The sequence below is a fragment of the Mesorhizobium comanense genome (assembly GCF_005503535.1).
GTDB classification, from domain to species: domain Bacteria; phylum Pseudomonadota; class Alphaproteobacteria; order Rhizobiales; family Rhizobiaceae; genus Mesorhizobium; species Mesorhizobium comanense.
The window spans coordinates 783,712-800,229 of the sequence record NZ_SCNN01000001.1 but is presented as its reverse complement, the minus strand read 5'-3'; the positions used below and the strand labels follow the sequence as shown (position 1 = coordinate 800,229).

Here is a 16,518-nt window from a genome sequence, read left to right as displayed (position 1 = left end):
GTGCTACCAGAACCCATCTCGCGACGCGGCTGGAGACGGATGATCCCTTTGCCATCGGACGGTTCGGTATCGATCGTTGGGCGGTCTCCCCGGCTGGACGTGGAGGCCGTCGAGGCGGTCGTCACCCTGCCGACTTTCAAACGGCCCAAACAGGTGCTGGACACGCTGGCGTCGCTCAGCGCGCAGCGGACCGGCCGGCGCTTTGCGATCATCGTCATGGAGAACGAAGCCGAGGCGCGTGAGGGCGCCAAGGCGGTGCTGCCGCTGTTCGAGCGCGGCGAAATCCAGGGCATGGTCATCATCGCGCATGAGCGCGGCAATTGCAGCGCCTACAATGCCGGTTGGCAAACGGCGATCCTGCATTTTCCGAACTTCAGGTACCTGCTGGTGATCGACGATGACGAGATCGCCGATCCGGATTGGCTGGAACGCATGTGCATGGCTGCCGAAACGCTCGGCGCCGATATTGTCGGCGGCCCGCAGGTGCCTGTCTTTGCCGACGCCACCCATGCGAAATGGGCCGACCATCCGGTGTTCGCACCTCCCTATCGGCAGACGGGGCGTGTGCCGGCGCTCTATTCATCAGGCAATCTCCTGGTCGGGCGCAATGTGCTGACCGCCATGGGGCCGCCTTTCCTCGATCTCAGATTCAACTTCATGGGCGGCGGCGATTCCGACTTTCTCAGCCGGTCCGCGCAGCGCGGCTTCGTGCTTGGCTGGTGCGCGCAGGCCATGGTGCGCGAAACCGTTCCGGCCCGGCGTGTCGAGGCCGACTGGATCCGCTCCCGATCCTTGCGCAACGGCGTCATCTCGACCCTGGTCGAGAAGAAGAAGCGCGACGGCGCACCGCTGGCCGGCGCCAGGGTGTTCGCCAAGAGCCTGGCGCTGCTGGCGGCATCGCCGTTGCGCGGCCTGATCCGGCTGGCGCGGACAGGATCACCGGCGATCGCGGTCTATCCCCTCCATGTCGCGCTCGGCCGTGTGCTGGCCGAATTCGGATATGCCAATGAGCAATACCGCCAGCCTGAGAAAAACTGAGCGCGCCCCGCTCAGCGCCGCGTTCACGCGCGACGGCGTGGCGACGGCGATCGCCGCGCTGCTGTTCACCGTCATCATGGTGTCGTTCCGTCCGTTCCAGCCGGCGGGCGCCGAGCTCACCGGCGACGGCGGCGACATCGTCAATCAGCTCGGCTTCAGCTCGCTTGGCGCCATTTCCATCTTCTCGCTGATGGCCTTCGCCGATCCACGCATCGTGCGCTCGCTGCTCAGTCCGTCCTGGGTGTTGATGCTGGGCTTCTTCTTCCTGTCGGTGGTGATGGCCACCGACCCGCCGTCAGCCATGCGCGCCGCGTCCTTCACCATGATCGGCATTCTGACCATGGCGACCATCCTGGCGTTGCCGCGCGATGCCGAATCGTTCTCGAAAGTCATCATCTTCACCGCCGTTGTGGTGATGGGTCTGTCCTATGCCGGCCTGATCGTCTTTCCGCACGAGGCCTTGCACACGGCCGACTCGCAGGAACCCGAACATGCGGGCCTGTGGCGCGGCGTGTTCACCCACAAGAACATCGCCGGCCCGATCATGGCCTGCTTCAGCTTCGCCGGTCTCTATCTCTACAGGCGCGGGCAGCGCTGGTGGGGCGCGGGCATCTTCTGCGCGGCGATGATCTTCATGCTGCACACCGGCTCCAAGACCACCGCCGGCCTGGTGCCATTCTCGATCCTGATCGTGATGTTCCCGAGCCTGATGGGCATGCGGCTTGGCACGCCGATCCTGTTTGCGCTGGCCATCATCGCGACAGCGGTCGGAACGCTGGGCATCGTCTTCCTGCCGCCGGTCAAACATCTGGCGGCAATCTATTTTCCCGACATGACCTATACCGGCCGCACGACGCTGTGGGAGTTCGCCGGCTCGATGCTGGCGAAGAAGCCATGGACCGGTTACGGCTATGAGAGCTTCTGGGGCACGCCGCTGCTGCTCAACCAGGACCAGCCTTTCGACCGCCCCTGGGATATCAGGACCATCGTGCACGGCCATGACGGCTATCTCGACATCGCCGTGCTGATGGGCATTCCCGCCCTTTGCGTGGCGGTCTACACCTTCCTCATCGCGCCGCTGCGCGACTACATGCGCATTCCGCTGCGCAGGGAAAACATCTTTCTCGGCGATTTCTTCATGATGGTGGTGCTGTTCACCGCGCTCAATGCTTTCCTCGAAAGCTTCTTCTTCCATCGCGGCGACCCGGTCTGGCTGTTCTTCGTGCTCGGCGTGCTTGGCTTGAGGCAAGTATCGCTGCGACCGATCCCGGTGCGTGGCGCTTCCCGCCCCACCTGACAGGGCTTCCACGGCTGAACCTGAACGTCTATGGGAAGGGCCTACCTCTGGAGGGCTCTCAATGACGATCAGGCTTGTTCTCGCCGGCTGCGGCAATATGGGTTACGCCATGCTCTCGGGCTGGCTGAAATCCGGCAAGCTCGCGCCATCGGCGGTCTTCGTGGTCGAGCCCAATGCCGATCTGCGCAATCGCGCGGCGGCGCTCGGTTGCGCAAGCGCGGCCGATGCCGGTGCGATCCCGGCCGATGCCGTGCCCAGTCTCGTCGTCATCGCGGTGAAGCCACAGGTGATCCGCGACGTCACCGCCGCCTACAAGCGCTTCGGCGATGGCCGCACGACTTTCGTCAGCATCGCCGCCGGCACGCCCGCCGCCACCTTCGAGGAGATCCTCGGCAGCCATGCGCCCGTCGTGCGTTGCATGCCCAACACGCCGGCGGCCATCGGCAAAGGCATGATGGTGGTGTTCTCCAACAAGCTCGTCTCCGACGACACCAAGCGTTTCGTCACCGATCTGTTGTCGGCCAGCGGCGAAGTGGCGACCATCGACGACGAGAGCCTGATGGATGCGGTTACCGCCGTGTCAGGATCGGGACCGGCCTATATCTTCCACTTCATCGAAGCGCTGACGGTGGCCGCCGAGAAAGCGGGCCTGCCAGCGGCGACCGCCAGGCTGCTCGCCATGCAGACGGTCTACGGTGCCGCCTCGCTCGCCGCCGAGAGCAAGGAAGACCCTGGCGTGCTGCGCCAGCAGGTCACCAGCCCCAATGGCACGACGGCGGCGGCGCTTGGCGTGCTGATGGGCGAGGACCGGCTGACCGATCTACTCACCCAGGCTGTGGAAGCGGCGCGGCTGCGGTCGATCGAGTTGGGGAAGTAAGCGGAGTGTGCCGCTACGCGAGATCCGTATGCGAGAAGTCGTTGCCTTTGTAGAGCAGAACCGAGCCGCGGCTCTTGGCGCAGGCGTAAGAAAGACAATCTGCGAGGTTGAGTTGGGCGGGATGTCCCCGCCCTTTTCCGTAGGCTGAAAACGCCTGGATCGCGAGCTTGGCATCGCCAGCACCGATCGGCACAATTTCGATTTCAGCCTCGCGAAGAAATACCTCTATCGCCGCTTCCACGACAACCGGCTCTACAGCAAGCATGGTGGAAAGCCGCATCGCTGCTTCCAGCACGACCAGTGCTGAAGTGATCTTGTGCGGTGCCGCCTGGATTCGGTTGCTCCATTCGCCGGCATCCCCTTCTTCCGAAAGAATTGCGACAACGACAGAGGTGTCAACAAACATCAGGGATGTCCCCACATGTCGTCAATCTCGTCCTTGCTTACAGGCCGACCGCCTTGGCCGGCTTTGGCCTTTAAATCCTTGGCGATGGCAGCAAGCCGTTCCGCCAGAGGGATGCGTCCGCTTTCCCGCTTCAATTCGGATTCAAGCGCTTCGATAACCGCCTCGGTCATGGAAATCTTGCGCTTGGCGGCAAGCCGTCGTGCGAGTTCACGCGCACGCGGATCCCTGATCTGGAGATTCATTGGCCGATCCTCAGCGACATCTGTCACTACAACATAGCGCATTTGTCATGACGCTGCCATAGCGACCTGTTTTCCGTAAAGCATCTCGTCCTGGAGCCGGCGTAACGCGAACAGCTTCGTCGTCGGATCGGGCGCGGCGTTGTCGGCAGTCAGCAAATCGCCTTTCCTGACCGGTTTCAACACCTTGCCTCCCTCGAGCAGGCCGACCGGCACGGCACGCTGGGTGCGGGCGTCGCCGACGGTCATGGTCCAGGAGCGATAGCAGGTCTCGCCGATCGCATCGAAGGTCTCGCCGGCGGCGAGATCGCGCTTGGCGACGGCGCAGACCTCGGCGACCGGGCGTGGCAGTGGCACCATGTCGGGCTTGCCGGACAGCATGATGCGGGCCGCCGTCAACGGCACTTCCAGCGATGTCAGGTGATAGGGCCGGAAGAGGCTGTAGTAAGGGCCGTGGCCGATATGCAGATCGTCCATGCGTTCGATGATGCGCGGATGCGTGGCCTCGACGATGACGAAGACACCGGGCGCGACGCCCTTGCCAATCGTGTAGTCGACGACGCCTTTCTTCAACAGCAGCCCACCGGCCTCGCGCGGAATCAGGACCTTGGCCAGATCATCGCGATCGGCCTTCGGGCCATGCATGCCCGGCACGTCGGGCACAAGCCCGGTGGCGTTGGCGATCGCGCACATCTCGACCATCGTCTTTGACCCATCGACGAACTCGACCAGCATGCGCGGGTTCATGTTGCGGCGGATGGCTTCCTCGCGATAATCGTCGGGCACGGCGTCGCGGTTGAGCGGGTTGTTCTTGCCCTTGCCCGCCGAGACGATGGTCAGCCCGAGCGCGGATGCGAATTCGATCAGTTCCATGCAGCTCGACGGCTCGTCGCCGGCCCCTACCGAATAGACGACGCCGAGCCGGTCGGCCTGCTGCTTGAGATAGCAGCCGATGGTGACATCGGCCTCGACATTCATCATTACCAGATGCTTGCCATGCTCCATCGCCGACAGGCAGAAATCGGCGGCGACGCCGGGCTTTCCCGTGGCGTCGATGACGACGTCGATCAGCGGGTTGATGACCAGCATCTCGTTGGAGGTGATGGCGATCTTTCCGGCTTCGATCGCCGCCGTGACTTTCGAGGCGGTATCGGCCTCGACCGCCATCGCCTCGTCGCCATAGGCGATGCGGATGGCGTCACGCGCGGTGTGCGGGCGCCGTGTCGAGATGGCACAGACCGAGATGCCCGGCATCAGCATGCCTTGCGTGACGAGATCGGTGCCCATCTCGCCCGACCCGATGACGCCGATGCGCACCGGGCGTCCCTCGGCTGCGCGGTTCGCAAGATCGCGAGCAAGCCCGGTCAGGGCGACATTGGTCATGCGGGGGATGTCCACAGCTTCTTGATTTGGGGCCGGATTAGCAGGGACGGGCCGGCTGTGCCAACGAAACCGCCGGCAAGCGGCGATTTCCAACGAAATCCGGTCGAAAAAAGGGGGATTTTCCGGCCGGATTGGCCCAAAGGGTTGCCAATTGACATTGCCGTGAACAGACCCAATAAAACATTCGTTTGCTAACAAAGGCAAATGTTCAGTCCGGGGTGCTTTCCGGATGGGCATTCGGCCTCTCGTTAGGTTGGGGAAGCCTTTGCGCCAAGTTGTGGCAAAGGCATGGACGAGATCAACGGAGCACCTTCGGGCAGGGCCCGGGCTCCAGGGGAGGAACAATGGATACTGTTCTCGCTGGCCTCAAAGGGGCCATCGACACGCTCGGCGCGACAATCCTGCTGCCGATCGTCATTTTCATCATCGCCGTGGTCCTGGGCGCCAAGGTGAGCAAGGCCTTCCGCGCCGCCGTCACCATCGGCGTCGCCTTCATCGGTATCAACCTCGTGCTTGGCCTGATGTTCACGTCGATCGGCGACGTGGCGAAGGCCATCGTGACCAACACCGGCATCCACCGCGACATCATCGATGTCGGCTGGCCGTCGGCGGCTGCGATCGCCTTCGGTTCGTCGGTCGGCCTCTGGGTCATCCCGGTCGGCATCCTGGTCAACATCGTGCTGCTTCTGACGCGCATGACGCGTACGCTGAACGTCGACGTCTGGAATTTCTGGCACTTCGCCTTCGTCGGCTCGCTCGTGGTGGCGGCAACCGACAATCTGGCCTACGGCATCGCCATCGCGGCGCTGGTGGCCGCACTGTCGCTGCTGTTCGCCGACTGGTCGGCGCGTGCCGTGCAGCAGTTCTACGGCGTGCCCGGCATCTCGGTGCCACATCTGGCCTCGGCGCAGATCCTGCCGATCGCCATCATCCTGAACTGGATCATGGACCGTATCCCGGGCATCAACCGTATCAACATCAACACCGAAACCATCGAGCGCCGCTTCGGCGTCTTTGGTGAGCCCGTCGTGCTCGGCTTGATCATCGGCCTCGTGCTCGGCGCCATCGCCTTCTACAATGCCGGCGATCTCGGCACGGTGCTCGCCAAGGTGCTCGGCACCGGCATGACGCTGGCGGCGGTGATGCTGCTTCTGCCGCGCATGGTGAAGATCCTGATGGAAGGCCTGCTTCCGGTTTCCGACGCCGCGCAGGAATTCGTGCGCAAGCGTACCGGCGACCGCGAGCTTCTCGTCGGCCTAGACTCCGCGATCCTGATCGGCCATCCCGCCGCGATCTCGTCGTCGCTGATCCTGGTGCCGATCGCGATCGTCCTGTCGGTGATCCTGCCCGGCAACCGCGTCATCCTGTTCGCCGACCTGGCGGTCATCCCGTTCATCGTCGCCATGACAGCGCCGCTGGTGAAAGGCAATGTGTTCCGCATGGTGGTGATCGGCACCGTCACGCTGGCCATCGGTTTCTATGTCGCCAACGCGCTCGCGCCGCTGTTCACCAGTGCCGCCGTCGCCTCGGGCTTCAAGCTGCCGGCGGATGCGTTGCAGATCACTTCCGTGGTCGACGGCTTCCTGTGGGTTCCCTATGTGATCATCGAAGCGATCCAGGGCCTCGGCCTCGTCGGCATCATCGTGATCGCGGTGGTGATCGCGGCACTCTTCCTTCTCTACCGCCGCAACACGCTGGGCTGGGAGCGGGCAGCGGGCGCCGAGGACGAGCCGGCGGAAGGCACCGCCTGAACCGCGACGCGCCTTCATTTCGAAATGATCGTGCGCCCTATCTCTTTCATCGAGAGGGCGCACGATCTTTATAGACGGAGTAGAATATGTCCGACGGCCTCATGCAGCTTCTCGATCCCGACGCGATCGTGCTCGGATCCGACGCCTCGACCAATGAGGAAATCATCCGCATCCTGGCCGGGCGGCTCGAAAAGCTCGGCTACGTCAAGAGCACCTATGCCGACGCCGTCGTGCGCCGCGAGAACACAATTCCGACGGGACTGCCGCTGGAGCGCGCCGACAATGTCGCCGTCCCGCATACCGATCCCGAACACGTGCTGAAGCCCGGCATCGCGATGGGCACGCTCAAGCAGCCGGTGACCTTCGCCAACATGGAAGATCCCGACGAGAAGCTGCCGGTCGGCTTCGTCTTCCTGCTTGCCATCAACGACAAGGACAAGCAGATTGAAGCCTTGCAATCCGTGATGGCCACCATTCAGAATCCGGAAGCGCTGGACGGGCTGAGGACGGCCAGGACGCTCGACGACGTGCGCGCCGTGCTCGGCTGAAAAAGGAGGAACAAGAAATGTCCAGACAGAAAACAATTCTCTTTGCCTGCGGCACGGGCGTAGCCACCTCGACGGCCGTCAATGTCGCCGTCACCGAGGCGATGAAGAAGCGCGGCCTTACCTTCAACGCGCAGCAGGCGAAGGCGACCGAAGTGCCCGGGCTGGCCGACAGCGTCGACTTCATCGTCGCCACCACGCCGATCTCTGCTTCGGTGACCAAGCCGGTCATCAAGGGGCTCGCCTTCCTTACCGGCATCGGCAAGGACAAGGTGCTCGACGAGATCGAGGCGCAGCTGCGCAAATAGATCGCGGACGAAGCGGGCTTCAAACCACCCTGACGTAGCTCGTCATGCCGGATTTCTGGTGCTCGATGATGTGGCAATGCAGCAGCCAGTCGCCGGGATTGTCGGCGACGAAGCCGAGGCTGACTTTCTCGTTGGCCTGGATGAGGTAGGTGTCAGAAATCAGCGGCTCAACCTGCCGTGTCGAGGACGACAGCACCTTGAAGCTCATGCCGTGCAGATGGATCGGATGCGACTGCGGCGTCAGGTTCTCCATGTCGATGACGTAGCTCTTGCCGAGCTTCAATTCGGCCAGCGGCGCGGTGGGATCCGGCGTATCGCCCGGCCAGGGCACCTTGTTGATGGCCCAGAAACTGTAGCCGAGCGAACCGCAGATGCCGTTGCTCGGAACATTTTCGGCGGTGGCGCTCAACGCCAATGAGATGTGCTGCGCGGTGGAGAGGTCGACCTCGGGCACCGGATTTGGCTCCAGGGGCGCCACGTCGCGAGCATCCCGCTTCAGGGACGCCCCAACCGATCGCAGAGTCGCGATGACTTTCGGCTTGGTCCCCCTGACGTCGCGCAAGCTGACGGTCGCACCCTCGTCGTCGGGCATCCGGACGGCGAGTTCCATGCGCTGGCCCGGTCCCAGCAGCAGCGCATCGGGCGAGAAGCGCCGGGGCACCGGATTGCCGTCGAGCGCGATGACTTCAGCCTCGCCGCCCTCGACGCGAAAGGCGTAGATGCGGGTAACATCTGAAATTGCCACCCGCAGCCGCACCAGCCCGCCGGAAGGCGCGTCATACCGCGGCTGGTCGAGCCAATTGGCGGTGCGCACCGTGCCGTAGGTTCCGGTCCTGGCGGCATCGCGAGGCCGGAACTGCTCGATGAACTGGGCGTCGTCACCGAGCCGCCAGTCGCGCAGATTGAGAACCACTTCGGCATCGAATTGCTGATCGCCGGGGTTCTCGACCACGATCACGCCGGTCAGGCCATGGCCCATCTGCTCCAGCGTGTTGCAGTGCGGATGATACCAGAAGGTGCCGGCGTCGGGCGGCGTGAAGGCGTAGTCGAAATGATCGCCGGTGTAGACATAGGGCTGCACCAGGAATGGCACGCCATCCATCTTGTTGGGCAGGCGAATGCCGTGCCAATGGATGGTCGTGGGATCATCTATGGCGTTGACGAGGCGGGCCGCGAAGGGCTCGCCCTTCCTCATCCTGAGCACCGGCGGCATTCCGGCGCTGCCATAGGTCAGCACATTGTTGGTCTGGCTGCCATCCATCAGCGTGGCCTGGATTTTCGCCGTGCGCAGCACGACAGGATCCGGGCTTGCGGCGGCCCAGCCGCCAAACCTGCCGATGGCTCCGTACCCGACACCAGCGGCGCCAAACGTGGCGGCGGTCTTCAAGAGCCCGCGGCGTGTGAAAAGAGACATTCAGCGCTCCAACTGCTCAGGCGATTGCCGGCAATCCATCACCGCCTTGGATCAGGAGCGGCCGCCGGCGCAAATGCCTATACGGGCTGATCGCATCTCAACGCAATCCGGCAAGCAGTGCCTGCGCCTCTGCAAGGTTTTCTCGCAACCTGCGGTAAGGTAGCACGGCCGGCGCATGGCGAGCCGAAGCGAGCCGCGTTCTTGGCGGGGGGCAGTCCAGATGCCAGCGTGATCCGCCTACCCCTTATCGACGCTTGCCAGGAAGCGGGCGAAGATCGGGTTGAACCGATCCGGCGAATCCCAGAACGGCGCATGGCCCGAATTGTCGAGAAGATGAGCCTTGCCCTCCCACAGGTTGGAAAACTTCACGGCCGAGACGAAGTCAGTGTTGACGAACGGTTCGTCGATGCCGTTGAGGACGGCGATCGGCGGCGTCTTGCCGGCGACGATCTCGCGCTGGTTGCGGCCGGTGCCGGCTGCGAACTTCTCGAACATCAGGCGCCGTGCGCGTCCATCGGTGCGCGCGACGGTCTCGAGGAGGAAAGGCTCGAACGGCTCGCCGCAGGTGCTGCGCGCATAGGCATCGACATCGGCGGCGCTGAAGGTTTCCTGCCCGGCAAGATGCATGTGCGGGCTGGTCTTGAAGCCATTGCCCACCTCTTCCGGCGCCACGGGCGGAGTGCCCGTGATCATCAGAGCCAGAAGACCGGGGTAGCGGTCGATCATCTCCAGGCCGATGTGGCCGCCGAGCGACCAGCCGAACACGATCGCCTTGCCAACGCCGAGCAGCCTCAGCACTTCGGTCATCGCATCGGCGTAGCCTTCCATACTGTAGGAACGCTCCGGATCGATGGCGTCGCCGGAAGCCCCGTGCCCCGGCAGGTCGGGAGCGATGAGCCGGTAGCGCTCGCCGAGCGGGCTCTCGAGCTGGTTGCGGAAAACCGCGCCGGAAGAAGAGTTTCCGTGGATCAGCAGCACGGGCGTGCCTTTGCCGCCGGTGTCGCGAACGGCGATCCTGCCGTGGCTGGTTTCAAGGGTATGCTGCGCGATCGTCATGGTGCCTCCGGCTGGAATTGCCTCGTTTCAGTGCAGATGCGCAACAAAGCGCCACGGCTTCTATACCTTTGCGGGAACCCGCTTCCCGGTTAGGTTGCGTTGAAAAATCCTTTTCAAATAAGAACAATTATGCGTAGATTGTCAATTATCCAACTCCCGATGAACGGGAGGAAAACAGGGAACCGCACGATGAAATCCAAATCCGCCGCGACCAGAATCCGCCATATGCTGATGAGCACCGCGCTGATCGGCGCGTTCGCCACGGCAAGCGCGCCTGCCTTCGCCGATGTCGTCAAGATCGGCCTTCTGGCGCCGATCACCGGCCCCGCGGCTGCCGACGGCCAGGAATTCCAGCGCGGCGTGCAGATGGCGATCGACGAGGCGAATGCCGCCGGCGGCGTTGCCGGCAACACCTTCGAACTGGTGGTGGGCGACGTCAAGGACCAGTCCGCCGGCAACGTCACCAGCGCGGTCGAGCGCCTGCTCGGCGACCCCGGCGTGCAGTTCATGCTCACCGGCTATGCCAGCCTGACCAATTTCGAAATCGACAACATGGCCGAGGCCGAGATGCCTTACATGTTGGCCGCGACCTCGCAGCAGACCCGGGACATCATCGCGCCAAACCCCGAAAAATACATGTGCTGCTGGTCGCTGACGCCATCCTTCGACGCCTACAACACCGACGTCACCCTGTTCGTCGAGAAGCTTGAGGCAGAAGGCAAGATCAAGCTGCCGACCAAGAAGGTGGCGATCATCTCCTCCGACAACGCCTATTCCAAGACCATCTCTGAAGGCATGAAGAAGACCTTCAAGGAAAAGGGCTGGACCATCACCGTCGACGAGATCGTGCCGTTCGGCGAAGTGACCGACTGGCGCCCAATCCTGGCCAAGGTGCGCGGGGACGTGCCCGACGTCGTCATCAACACCGACTACCTGCCGGGCAATTCGGCATCCTTCCTGAACCAGTTCCTGGAACAGCCGACCAAGAGCCTGGTCTTCCTGCAATACGCACCGAGCGTTCCGGAATTCGTCGAACTTACCGGCAAGAAGTCGGACGGCGTCATCTACAATCTGCTCGGCGGCGCGCTGACGACGCCGAAGAACCCGCGCGCCGACGAGGTGGCGGCCAAGTTCAAGGCCAAGTATGGCGTCGAGAGCGGCACCTACGGCGTCGGCCTCTACGAAATGACGAATGTCTATTTCGACGCCGTCAAGAAGGTCGGCGGCGCGTCGGACCACGCGGCGATCATGAAGGCGCTGTCGGAGACAGACAAGCAGGTGGCCGAAGGCAGGCTGAAATTCGACCCGGCGACGCACCTCGCCACGCAGGGCGACGACTACATCCCGATCACCTTCTTCCAGATCTGGGACGGCCAGCGCACGCTGATCTCGCCGGACAAGTACGCCACTGGCGCCTTCAAGCTCCAGCCCTGGATGCAGTGAGGAATGGCACTGCTTGAACTGGACGACGTCTCGAAGGCCTTCGGTTCGCTGAAGGCCGTCGACGGCGTGTCGTTCAAGGTCGAGGCCGGCGAGATCTTCGGCATCGCCGGCCCGAACGGCAGCGGCAAAAGCACGTTGTTCAACATCATCACGGGCATCCCGTTCGGACCTGACAAAGGTCAGATCCGCTTCGACGGGACCGCCATTGCCGGCAAATCCGGGCACGCCATCGCGCGGCTGGGCCTTGCCCGCACCTTTCAGCGGGAAACCAGCTTCGACGGCCTAACCGTGTTCGAGAACGCGCTGATCGGCGCCAGCTACGGCAAGCGGGAAAAGATGGCGACAGTTGCCCGTGACACGGCTGCGGAAGCCCTGGAGTTCGTTGGATTGGGATCGGCCTCCTTCGGACGGCTGGCCGGCGAACTCTCCGTGTTCGAGCGCAAATGCCTAATGCTGGCCACAGCGATTGCCATGAAGCCGCGCATGCTCCTGCTCGACGAACCCGCCTCGAGCCTGACCAAACCCGAGATCGAGACGTCGATCAGCCTGATACGCCGCACTGCGGAACGCGGCATAACCATCCTTCTGATCGAGCATGTGCTGACGTTCCTGATGAGCCTGTCGCAACATCTGCTGGTCCTCAACAATGGCCGCGTTCTGGCAGCCGGGGATCCGGCTGTCGTCATCGCCGACCCTCGTGTCATCGAGGCCTATCTCGGAACGCGGAGGTCGGCGGCATGAGCCCGGTTCTTACCGTCGAGGGCGTCACCGCCGGCTATGGTCGCGTCACCGTGCTGCACGACATTTCACTGGAAGCCGGGCGCTTCGGCAATGTCGGCCTGTTCGGTCCCAACGGGCATGGCAAGACGACGCTGCTGCGGGCGATCTCCGGCCTGCTGAAGCCGAGGGGCGGCAGCATCCGGTTCGATGGCCAGGACATCGCCGGTTTGAGCGCGCGCGCCATTGTCGGCACCGGGCTGATCCACGTGCCGCAGGGCAACCGGCTGTTTCCCGACCTTTCCATCGCCGACTGCATGGCGCTCGGCGCCTATTCGGCGCGAGCCCGCCCGCACGAGGCGGAGAACCGGGAAAAGGTCATCAAGCTGTTTCCCAAGCTGGCGCAACGCTGGCGCCAGCGGGTGCGTACGCTGTCGGGCGGAGAGCGCCAGATGGTGTCGATCGGCACGGCGCTGATGAGCCATCCGCGCCTTTTGATCCTCGACGAGCCGACGCTCGGTCTGGCGCCCAAGATCAAGGACGAGCTCTGCGCCTCCGTCCTGGAGATTTCGCGCGGCGGCGTGCCGCTCATCGTCGTCGAGCAGGACATCGAGTTCCTGCTGGAGCTGACGCAGCAACTCTACCTCGTCAATCACGGCGCGGTGGCGACCGAGATCAAGCCGGGCGAAAGCCTCGACCACGGCGAGATCATGTCTATGTATTTTGGTCATTAGGATTTCGAAATGAGCGCATTGGCGGAAATCCTGTTCGGCGGCCTGTTCCAGGGCTCGCTCTACGCCATGATGGCGGTCGGGCTCGCCCTGGTCTGGACGACGATCGGCGTGTTCAACTTCAGCCACGGCGTCTTCATGATGCTGGGCGCCTACATCGCCTGGCAGCTGGTGGAACTCGGATTGCCGGCCGCGGTCGCCTTTCCGGTCGCCGTCGTCGTCATGGCCGGCGTCGGCTGGATCCTCCAGGCAAGCGTCGTGCGGCCGCTCATCGGCCGGCCCAACATCGTGCTGGTGGTCGTCATCACCACGCTGGCCGCCGGATCGCTGATCGAGAACGGGGCGCTTACCATATGGGGGCCGCGCTCCAAGCAGATCCCGGCGCTCATCGACGGCAACACCACGATCGGCGGCGTCGGCGTCTCACTTCACCAGATCGCCATCATCGTCATCACCCCCTTGATCCTGGCGGCGCTGTGGGTGTTCCTCAACCGCACGCGGCTCGGGCTGGCGTTGCGCGCCGTGGCGCAGAACGAGGATGCCAGCCATCTGGTCGGCCTCAACGTCACCGCGCTCTACGGTCTTGCCTTCGCCATCGCCGCCTCGCTGGCCGGCCTGGCCGGCATCTTCATGGGCGGCTACCGCTTCATGTCGCCGGTCATGGGCAGCGACCCGCTGCTCAAGGCGCTGATCGTCGTCGTCTTCGGCGGCATATCGAGCATATCGGGACCGATCTTCGCCGCCTATCTGATCGGCTTCTTCGAAGCCGCCTGCAGCTACTATTTCGGCCTCTACTGGACGCCCGCGCTGCTGTTCGGCGTTCTCATCCTGACCCTGATGGTTCGTCCCGAGGGCATTTTCTCCAGCCGCTCGCGAGGCCTGGCATGACCGACACCACCTCGCCGATCGCACCGATCCGCACGCGGGCGGCAAACCAAGCCGCCCCCGGGCGCACGCCCTGGAAGGTCGAGGCCGTCGGCTTCGTGCTGGGTTTCGCCGTGCTGGCGCTGCTGCCGCTGCTCTTCGGCGACACCTACGCCCGGCACATCCTGATCATGGCCTTCATTTATGCCATCGTCGCCTCGAACTGGGATCTCAGCCTCGGCTACGGCGGCGTCTTCAATTTCGGCCACCTGGCGCTGTTCGGCATCGGCGTCTACGCCTACAGCCTGCTGACCAAGCTGGCCGGGATCGACCCATGGGCCGGATTGCTTGCCAGCGGCATCATCGCCACGCTGGCGGCGATCCTGGTGACCATCCCGATCCTGCGCCTGAAGGGCATCTACATCATCCTGGTCACGTTCGGCTTCGCGCAGCTGGTCATGCAGGTGATACTCAGCCAGTCCGACATCACCGGCGGCACCCAAGGGATCGTGCGCATTCCGGGTCTCTACTGGTTCGACCACAACATGGTCCGCGACGGCAAGTTTGCCTATTTCTACATCGCGCTGGCGCTGCTGGCGGCAAGCACGCTGTTCCTGCGCGTGTTCGTGCGCTCACGCACCGGAGCCAGCATCGTGGCGCTGCGCGACAATGAGGAATACGCCATCAGCCGCGGCGTCTCGATCGTGCGCCAGCGCATGCTGACGCTTGCCGCAAGCGCCTTCTTCACCGGCATTGCCGGCGCGTTCTACGCCGCCTACCAGCGCAACGCCTCGATCGACGTGTTCGGCATGAGCCTCGCGACCATCATCCTGTCGATGGTGCTGCTCGGTGGCACCAGCACGATCTACGGCGCGATCATCGCCTCCTTCGTGCTGACGATCTTCGCCGAGTGGATGGCCGATTTCGGCGCATGGCGGCCGATGATCACCGCGGTGCTGATCATCGGCGTGATGCTGGCCTATCCCAGCGGGCTCGCCGGCATGATCCGGTCCGTATGGGATGCCGCCGCCGGGAAATTCAAACGCACGGCCTGATCCAGCATCGCCGAAAATGAGAGTGCGGAGCCCAATCCGCACTCTCTCCGGTTTGCTTCAGCGCACGCCGCACCAGTCGATCACCGAGGCCGCGATGACCTTGGCTGTTTCCACAACGGACTCGACTTCGACATATTCGTTGGCGCCATGGAAGCCGTCGCCCGACGGGCCGAAGATGACGCCGTCGACGCCGGCACCGGCATAGTGGGCGGCATCGCACACGGCGACGAAACCGCGGGCCTCCGGCGCCTTGCCGACAGCGGCCTTGCGCTTCATCAGCGACGTCACCAGCGGATGGTCGACCGGCGTGTTCATCGGCGGAAAGTGAAGACCGCCGAGTTCCCACTGTATGGTCGGCGGGTTGTCGCGCAGCCAGGCATCGGTCTGGGCGAAATGATGCACGAAGGCCTCGAAATCGCGGCGATAGTCGGCGGAGTTCTCGTCCGGCAGGAATTTCATGTCGAGGTCGAGTACGGCGACATCGGGGATGATGGCCGGATTGGTCATCACCGTCGGCAGGCCATGCTCGCCAAGTCCCGTTCCGCCATGCACGACGCCGATGTTGATGGTGTTCATGCCGAGCGGCAGCAGCGGATGGGATTTGGCACGCGTGCGGTCGAGCTCGTACTGACGGACCGCGGCGATGAACCGTGCCGCGATCTCGATCGCGTTGACGCCCGGCTTCAGGCGGTCCTTGTCATGGCGCTGCGGGTAGATCTCGTTGTAGCGCAGCGCCGAATGCGCGTTACGGCCCCGGATCGTCACGCGCGCCCATTCCAGTCCGCCCTCGACCGGCAGGACATCGCCCCAGGTCGGCTCGGCGACAAGCACCGCCTTGGCGAGCTTGCCCTTCTTCACGGCATCGATGGCGCCGAAGCCGCCGGCTTCCTCGTCGACGACGGAATGGATCGCCAGCCGTCCCTGCAGCGTGATGCCGGCCTTCCTGATGGCATGCGCGGCGGCGACGCAGGCCGCCACGCCGCCCTTCATGTCGACCGCGCCGCGGCCATAGAGGCGCCCATTGGTGATCTCGCCGCCGAACGGATCGACGGACCAGTCCTTTGCCTCGCCGACCGGCACCACGTCGATATGTCCGCACAGGATCAGGCTGCGGGCCTCGTCGCCGGCCCATTCGCCGACCAGATTGGGCCGGCCGGGCAAGGCGTCCCACTGTTGCGTGACAAAGCCGTCCTGCTTGAGGATCGGTTCGAGCAGCGCCTGGACGTCCGCCTCACGGTTGATCGCCGGATTGGCCTCGAACTTGGGATTGACCGAAGGGATGCGGACCATGTCGCGGGTCAACCCGATCAGCCAGTCGCGGTCGGCCTCGATCCCGGCCTGCACGGCATCGATGACGGTGTTGATATCAGGCATGATTGTTCCTTCCTTCGCAT

Annotated in this window: 17 protein-coding genes; 11 read left to right on the top strand and 6 right to left on the bottom strand. The window is 63.8% G+C overall.

The genetic code is table 11. The features are described from left to right. Positions 1–39: 39 nt before the first annotated feature. The 3 genes from FFS37_RS03760 to proC all read left to right on the top strand — a co-directional run bounded on the left by FFS37_RS03760 (position 40) and on the right by proC (position 3,212). Entirely contained in the window at positions 40–1,038 is a 999-nt protein-coding gene (locus FFS37_RS03760; RefSeq protein WP_137929575.1) for a glycosyltransferase family 2 protein, read from the top strand. Next, entirely contained in the window at positions 1,007–2,335 is a 1,329-nt protein-coding gene (locus FFS37_RS03755) for an O-antigen ligase family protein (RefSeq protein WP_137929574.1), read from the top strand. The genes FFS37_RS03760 and FFS37_RS03755 overlap by 32 nt, the downstream gene beginning before the upstream one ends. Positions 2,336–2,396: 61 nt before the next feature. Further along, positions 2,397–3,212, top strand: a complete 816-nt coding sequence (gene proC, locus FFS37_RS03750; protein ID WP_137929573.1) for a pyrroline-5-carboxylate reductase — start codon at positions 2,397–2,399, stop codon at positions 3,210–3,212. A 13-nt stretch (positions 3,213–3,225) separates the two neighbouring features. Here proC and FFS37_RS03745 read toward each other — a convergent pair whose 3' ends face one another. The 3 genes from FFS37_RS03745 to FFS37_RS03735 are packed head-to-tail and all read right to left on the bottom strand — an operon-like array spanning position 3,226 to position 5,240. Next, complete coding sequence (locus tag FFS37_RS03745) at positions 3,226–3,618, bottom strand: type II toxin-antitoxin system VapC family toxin (RefSeq protein WP_137929572.1); 393 nt, start codon at positions 3,616–3,618, stop codon at positions 3,226–3,228. Then, on the bottom strand, positions 3,618–3,860 hold the full coding sequence (locus FFS37_RS03740) for a type II toxin-antitoxin system VapB family antitoxin (protein WP_137929571.1): 243 nt from the start codon (positions 3,858–3,860) through the stop codon (positions 3,618–3,620). The genes FFS37_RS03745 and FFS37_RS03740 overlap by 1 nt, the downstream gene beginning before the upstream one ends. Before the next feature lie 45 nt (positions 3,861–3,905). After that, positions 3,906–5,240, bottom strand: coding sequence for an NAD(P)H-dependent oxidoreductase (locus FFS37_RS03735; protein WP_137929570.1), 1,335 nt, complete (start codon positions 5,238–5,240; stop codon positions 3,906–3,908). 344 nt (positions 5,241–5,584) lie between these two features. Between FFS37_RS03735 and FFS37_RS03730 the strand changes: the two genes are divergently transcribed. From FFS37_RS03730 to FFS37_RS03720, 3 genes are all read left to right on the top strand, one after another. Continuing rightward, positions 5,585–6,991: a PTS galactitol transporter subunit IIC gene (locus tag FFS37_RS03730; RefSeq protein WP_137929569.1), complete on the top strand. Its 1,407-nt coding sequence runs from the start codon at positions 5,585–5,587 to the stop codon at positions 6,989–6,991. An 86-nt stretch (positions 6,992–7,077) separates the two neighbouring features. Beyond that, the gene (locus tag FFS37_RS03725) at positions 7,078–7,539 is read left to right on the top strand and encodes a PTS sugar transporter subunit IIA (RefSeq protein WP_137929568.1); all 462 of its coding nucleotides are present in this window, start codon (positions 7,078–7,080) and stop codon (positions 7,537–7,539) included. 17 nt (positions 7,540–7,556) lie between these two features. Continuing rightward, complete coding sequence (locus tag FFS37_RS03720; RefSeq protein WP_137929567.1) at positions 7,557–7,844, top strand: PTS sugar transporter subunit IIB; 288 nt, start codon at positions 7,557–7,559, stop codon at positions 7,842–7,844. A 19-nt stretch (positions 7,845–7,863) separates the two neighbouring features. On the opposite strand, the gene FFS37_RS03715 is transcribed toward FFS37_RS03720, so the two are convergent. Together FFS37_RS03715 and FFS37_RS03710 are read right to left on the bottom strand one after the other, a co-directional pair. Beyond that, the gene (locus tag FFS37_RS03715; protein ID WP_137929566.1) at positions 7,864–9,258 is read right to left on the bottom strand and encodes a multicopper oxidase family protein; all 1,395 of its coding nucleotides are present in this window, start codon (positions 9,256–9,258) and stop codon (positions 7,864–7,866) included. 237 nt (positions 9,259–9,495) lie between these two features. Further along, complete coding sequence (locus FFS37_RS03710; RefSeq protein WP_137929565.1) at positions 9,496–10,314, bottom strand: alpha/beta fold hydrolase; 819 nt, start codon at positions 10,312–10,314, stop codon at positions 9,496–9,498. A 189-nt stretch (positions 10,315–10,503) separates the two neighbouring features. Between FFS37_RS03710 and FFS37_RS03705 the strand changes: the two genes are divergently transcribed. The 5 genes from FFS37_RS03705 to FFS37_RS03685 are packed head-to-tail and all read left to right on the top strand — an operon-like array spanning position 10,504 to position 15,124. Next, positions 10,504–11,757, top strand: a complete 1,254-nt coding sequence (locus FFS37_RS03705) for an ABC transporter substrate-binding protein (protein ID WP_137929564.1) — start codon at positions 10,504–10,506, stop codon at positions 11,755–11,757. 3 nt (positions 11,758–11,760) lie between these two features. Continuing rightward, a complete protein-coding gene (locus FFS37_RS03700; protein WP_137929563.1) occupies positions 11,761–12,498 on the top strand; it encodes an ABC transporter ATP-binding protein in 738 nt (245 codons plus the stop codon). Further along, the gene (locus FFS37_RS03695) at positions 12,495–13,208 is read left to right on the top strand and encodes an ABC transporter ATP-binding protein (RefSeq protein WP_137929562.1); all 714 of its coding nucleotides are present in this window, start codon (positions 12,495–12,497) and stop codon (positions 13,206–13,208) included. Before FFS37_RS03700 ends, FFS37_RS03695 begins: the two co-directional genes overlap by 4 nt. Before the next feature lie 9 nt (positions 13,209–13,217). Then, entirely contained in the window at positions 13,218–14,093 is an 876-nt protein-coding gene (locus FFS37_RS03690) for a branched-chain amino acid ABC transporter permease (RefSeq protein ID WP_137929561.1), read from the top strand. Then, positions 14,090–15,124, top strand: coding sequence for a branched-chain amino acid ABC transporter permease (locus tag FFS37_RS03685; RefSeq protein WP_137929560.1), 1,035 nt, complete (start codon positions 14,090–14,092; stop codon positions 15,122–15,124). The genes FFS37_RS03690 and FFS37_RS03685 overlap by 4 nt, the downstream gene beginning before the upstream one ends. Before the next feature lie 57 nt (positions 15,125–15,181). On the opposite strand, the gene FFS37_RS03680 is transcribed toward FFS37_RS03685, so the two are convergent. Next, on the bottom strand, positions 15,182–16,498 hold the full coding sequence (locus tag FFS37_RS03680) for a M20 family metallopeptidase (protein ID WP_137929559.1): 1,317 nt from the start codon (positions 16,496–16,498) through the stop codon (positions 15,182–15,184). Between the last annotated feature and the right edge of the window lie 20 nt (positions 16,499–16,518).

Excerpts from the sequence above, each read along its gene's own strand:
- FFS37_RS03760 (WP_137929575.1), top strand. The coding sequence starts at position 40 with ATGATCCCTTTGCCATCGGACGGTTCGGTATCGATCGTTGGGCGGTCT.
- FFS37_RS03755 (WP_137929574.1), top strand. The coding sequence starts at position 1,007 with ATGAGCAATACCGCCAGCCTGAGAAAAACTGAGCGCGCCCCGCTCAGC.
- proC (WP_137929573.1), top strand. The coding sequence starts at position 2,397 with ATGACGATCAGGCTTGTTCTCGCCGGCTGCGGCAATATGGGTTACGCC.
- FFS37_RS03745 (WP_137929572.1), bottom strand. The coding sequence starts at position 3,618 with ATGTTTGTTGACACCTCTGTCGTTGTCGCAATTCTTTCGGAAGAAGGG.
- FFS37_RS03740 (WP_137929571.1), bottom strand. The coding sequence starts at position 3,860 with ATGAATCTCCAGATCAGGGATCCGCGTGCGCGTGAACTCGCACGACGG.
- FFS37_RS03735 (WP_137929570.1), bottom strand. The coding sequence starts at position 5,240 with ATGACCAATGTCGCCCTGACCGGGCTTGCTCGCGATCTTGCGAACCGC.
- FFS37_RS03730 (WP_137929569.1), top strand. The coding sequence starts at position 5,585 with ATGGATACTGTTCTCGCTGGCCTCAAAGGGGCCATCGACACGCTCGGC.
- FFS37_RS03725 (WP_137929568.1), top strand. The coding sequence starts at position 7,078 with ATGTCCGACGGCCTCATGCAGCTTCTCGATCCCGACGCGATCGTGCTC.
- FFS37_RS03720 (WP_137929567.1), top strand. The coding sequence starts at position 7,557 with ATGTCCAGACAGAAAACAATTCTCTTTGCCTGCGGCACGGGCGTAGCC.
- FFS37_RS03715 (WP_137929566.1), bottom strand. The coding sequence starts at position 9,258 with ATGTCTCTTTTCACACGCCGCGGGCTCTTGAAGACCGCCGCCACGTTT.
- FFS37_RS03710 (WP_137929565.1), bottom strand. The coding sequence starts at position 10,314 with ATGACGATCGCGCAGCATACCCTTGAAACCAGCCACGGCAGGATCGCC.
- FFS37_RS03705 (WP_137929564.1), top strand. The coding sequence starts at position 10,504 with ATGAAATCCAAATCCGCCGCGACCAGAATCCGCCATATGCTGATGAGC.
- FFS37_RS03700 (WP_137929563.1), top strand. The coding sequence starts at position 11,761 with ATGGCACTGCTTGAACTGGACGACGTCTCGAAGGCCTTCGGTTCGCTG.
- FFS37_RS03695 (WP_137929562.1), top strand. The coding sequence starts at position 12,495 with ATGAGCCCGGTTCTTACCGTCGAGGGCGTCACCGCCGGCTATGGTCGC.
- FFS37_RS03690 (WP_137929561.1), top strand. The coding sequence starts at position 13,218 with ATGAGCGCATTGGCGGAAATCCTGTTCGGCGGCCTGTTCCAGGGCTCG.
- FFS37_RS03685 (WP_137929560.1), top strand. The coding sequence starts at position 14,090 with ATGACCGACACCACCTCGCCGATCGCACCGATCCGCACGCGGGCGGCA.
- FFS37_RS03680 (WP_137929559.1), bottom strand. The coding sequence starts at position 16,498 with ATGCCTGATATCAACACCGTCATCGATGCCGTGCAGGCCGGGATCGAG.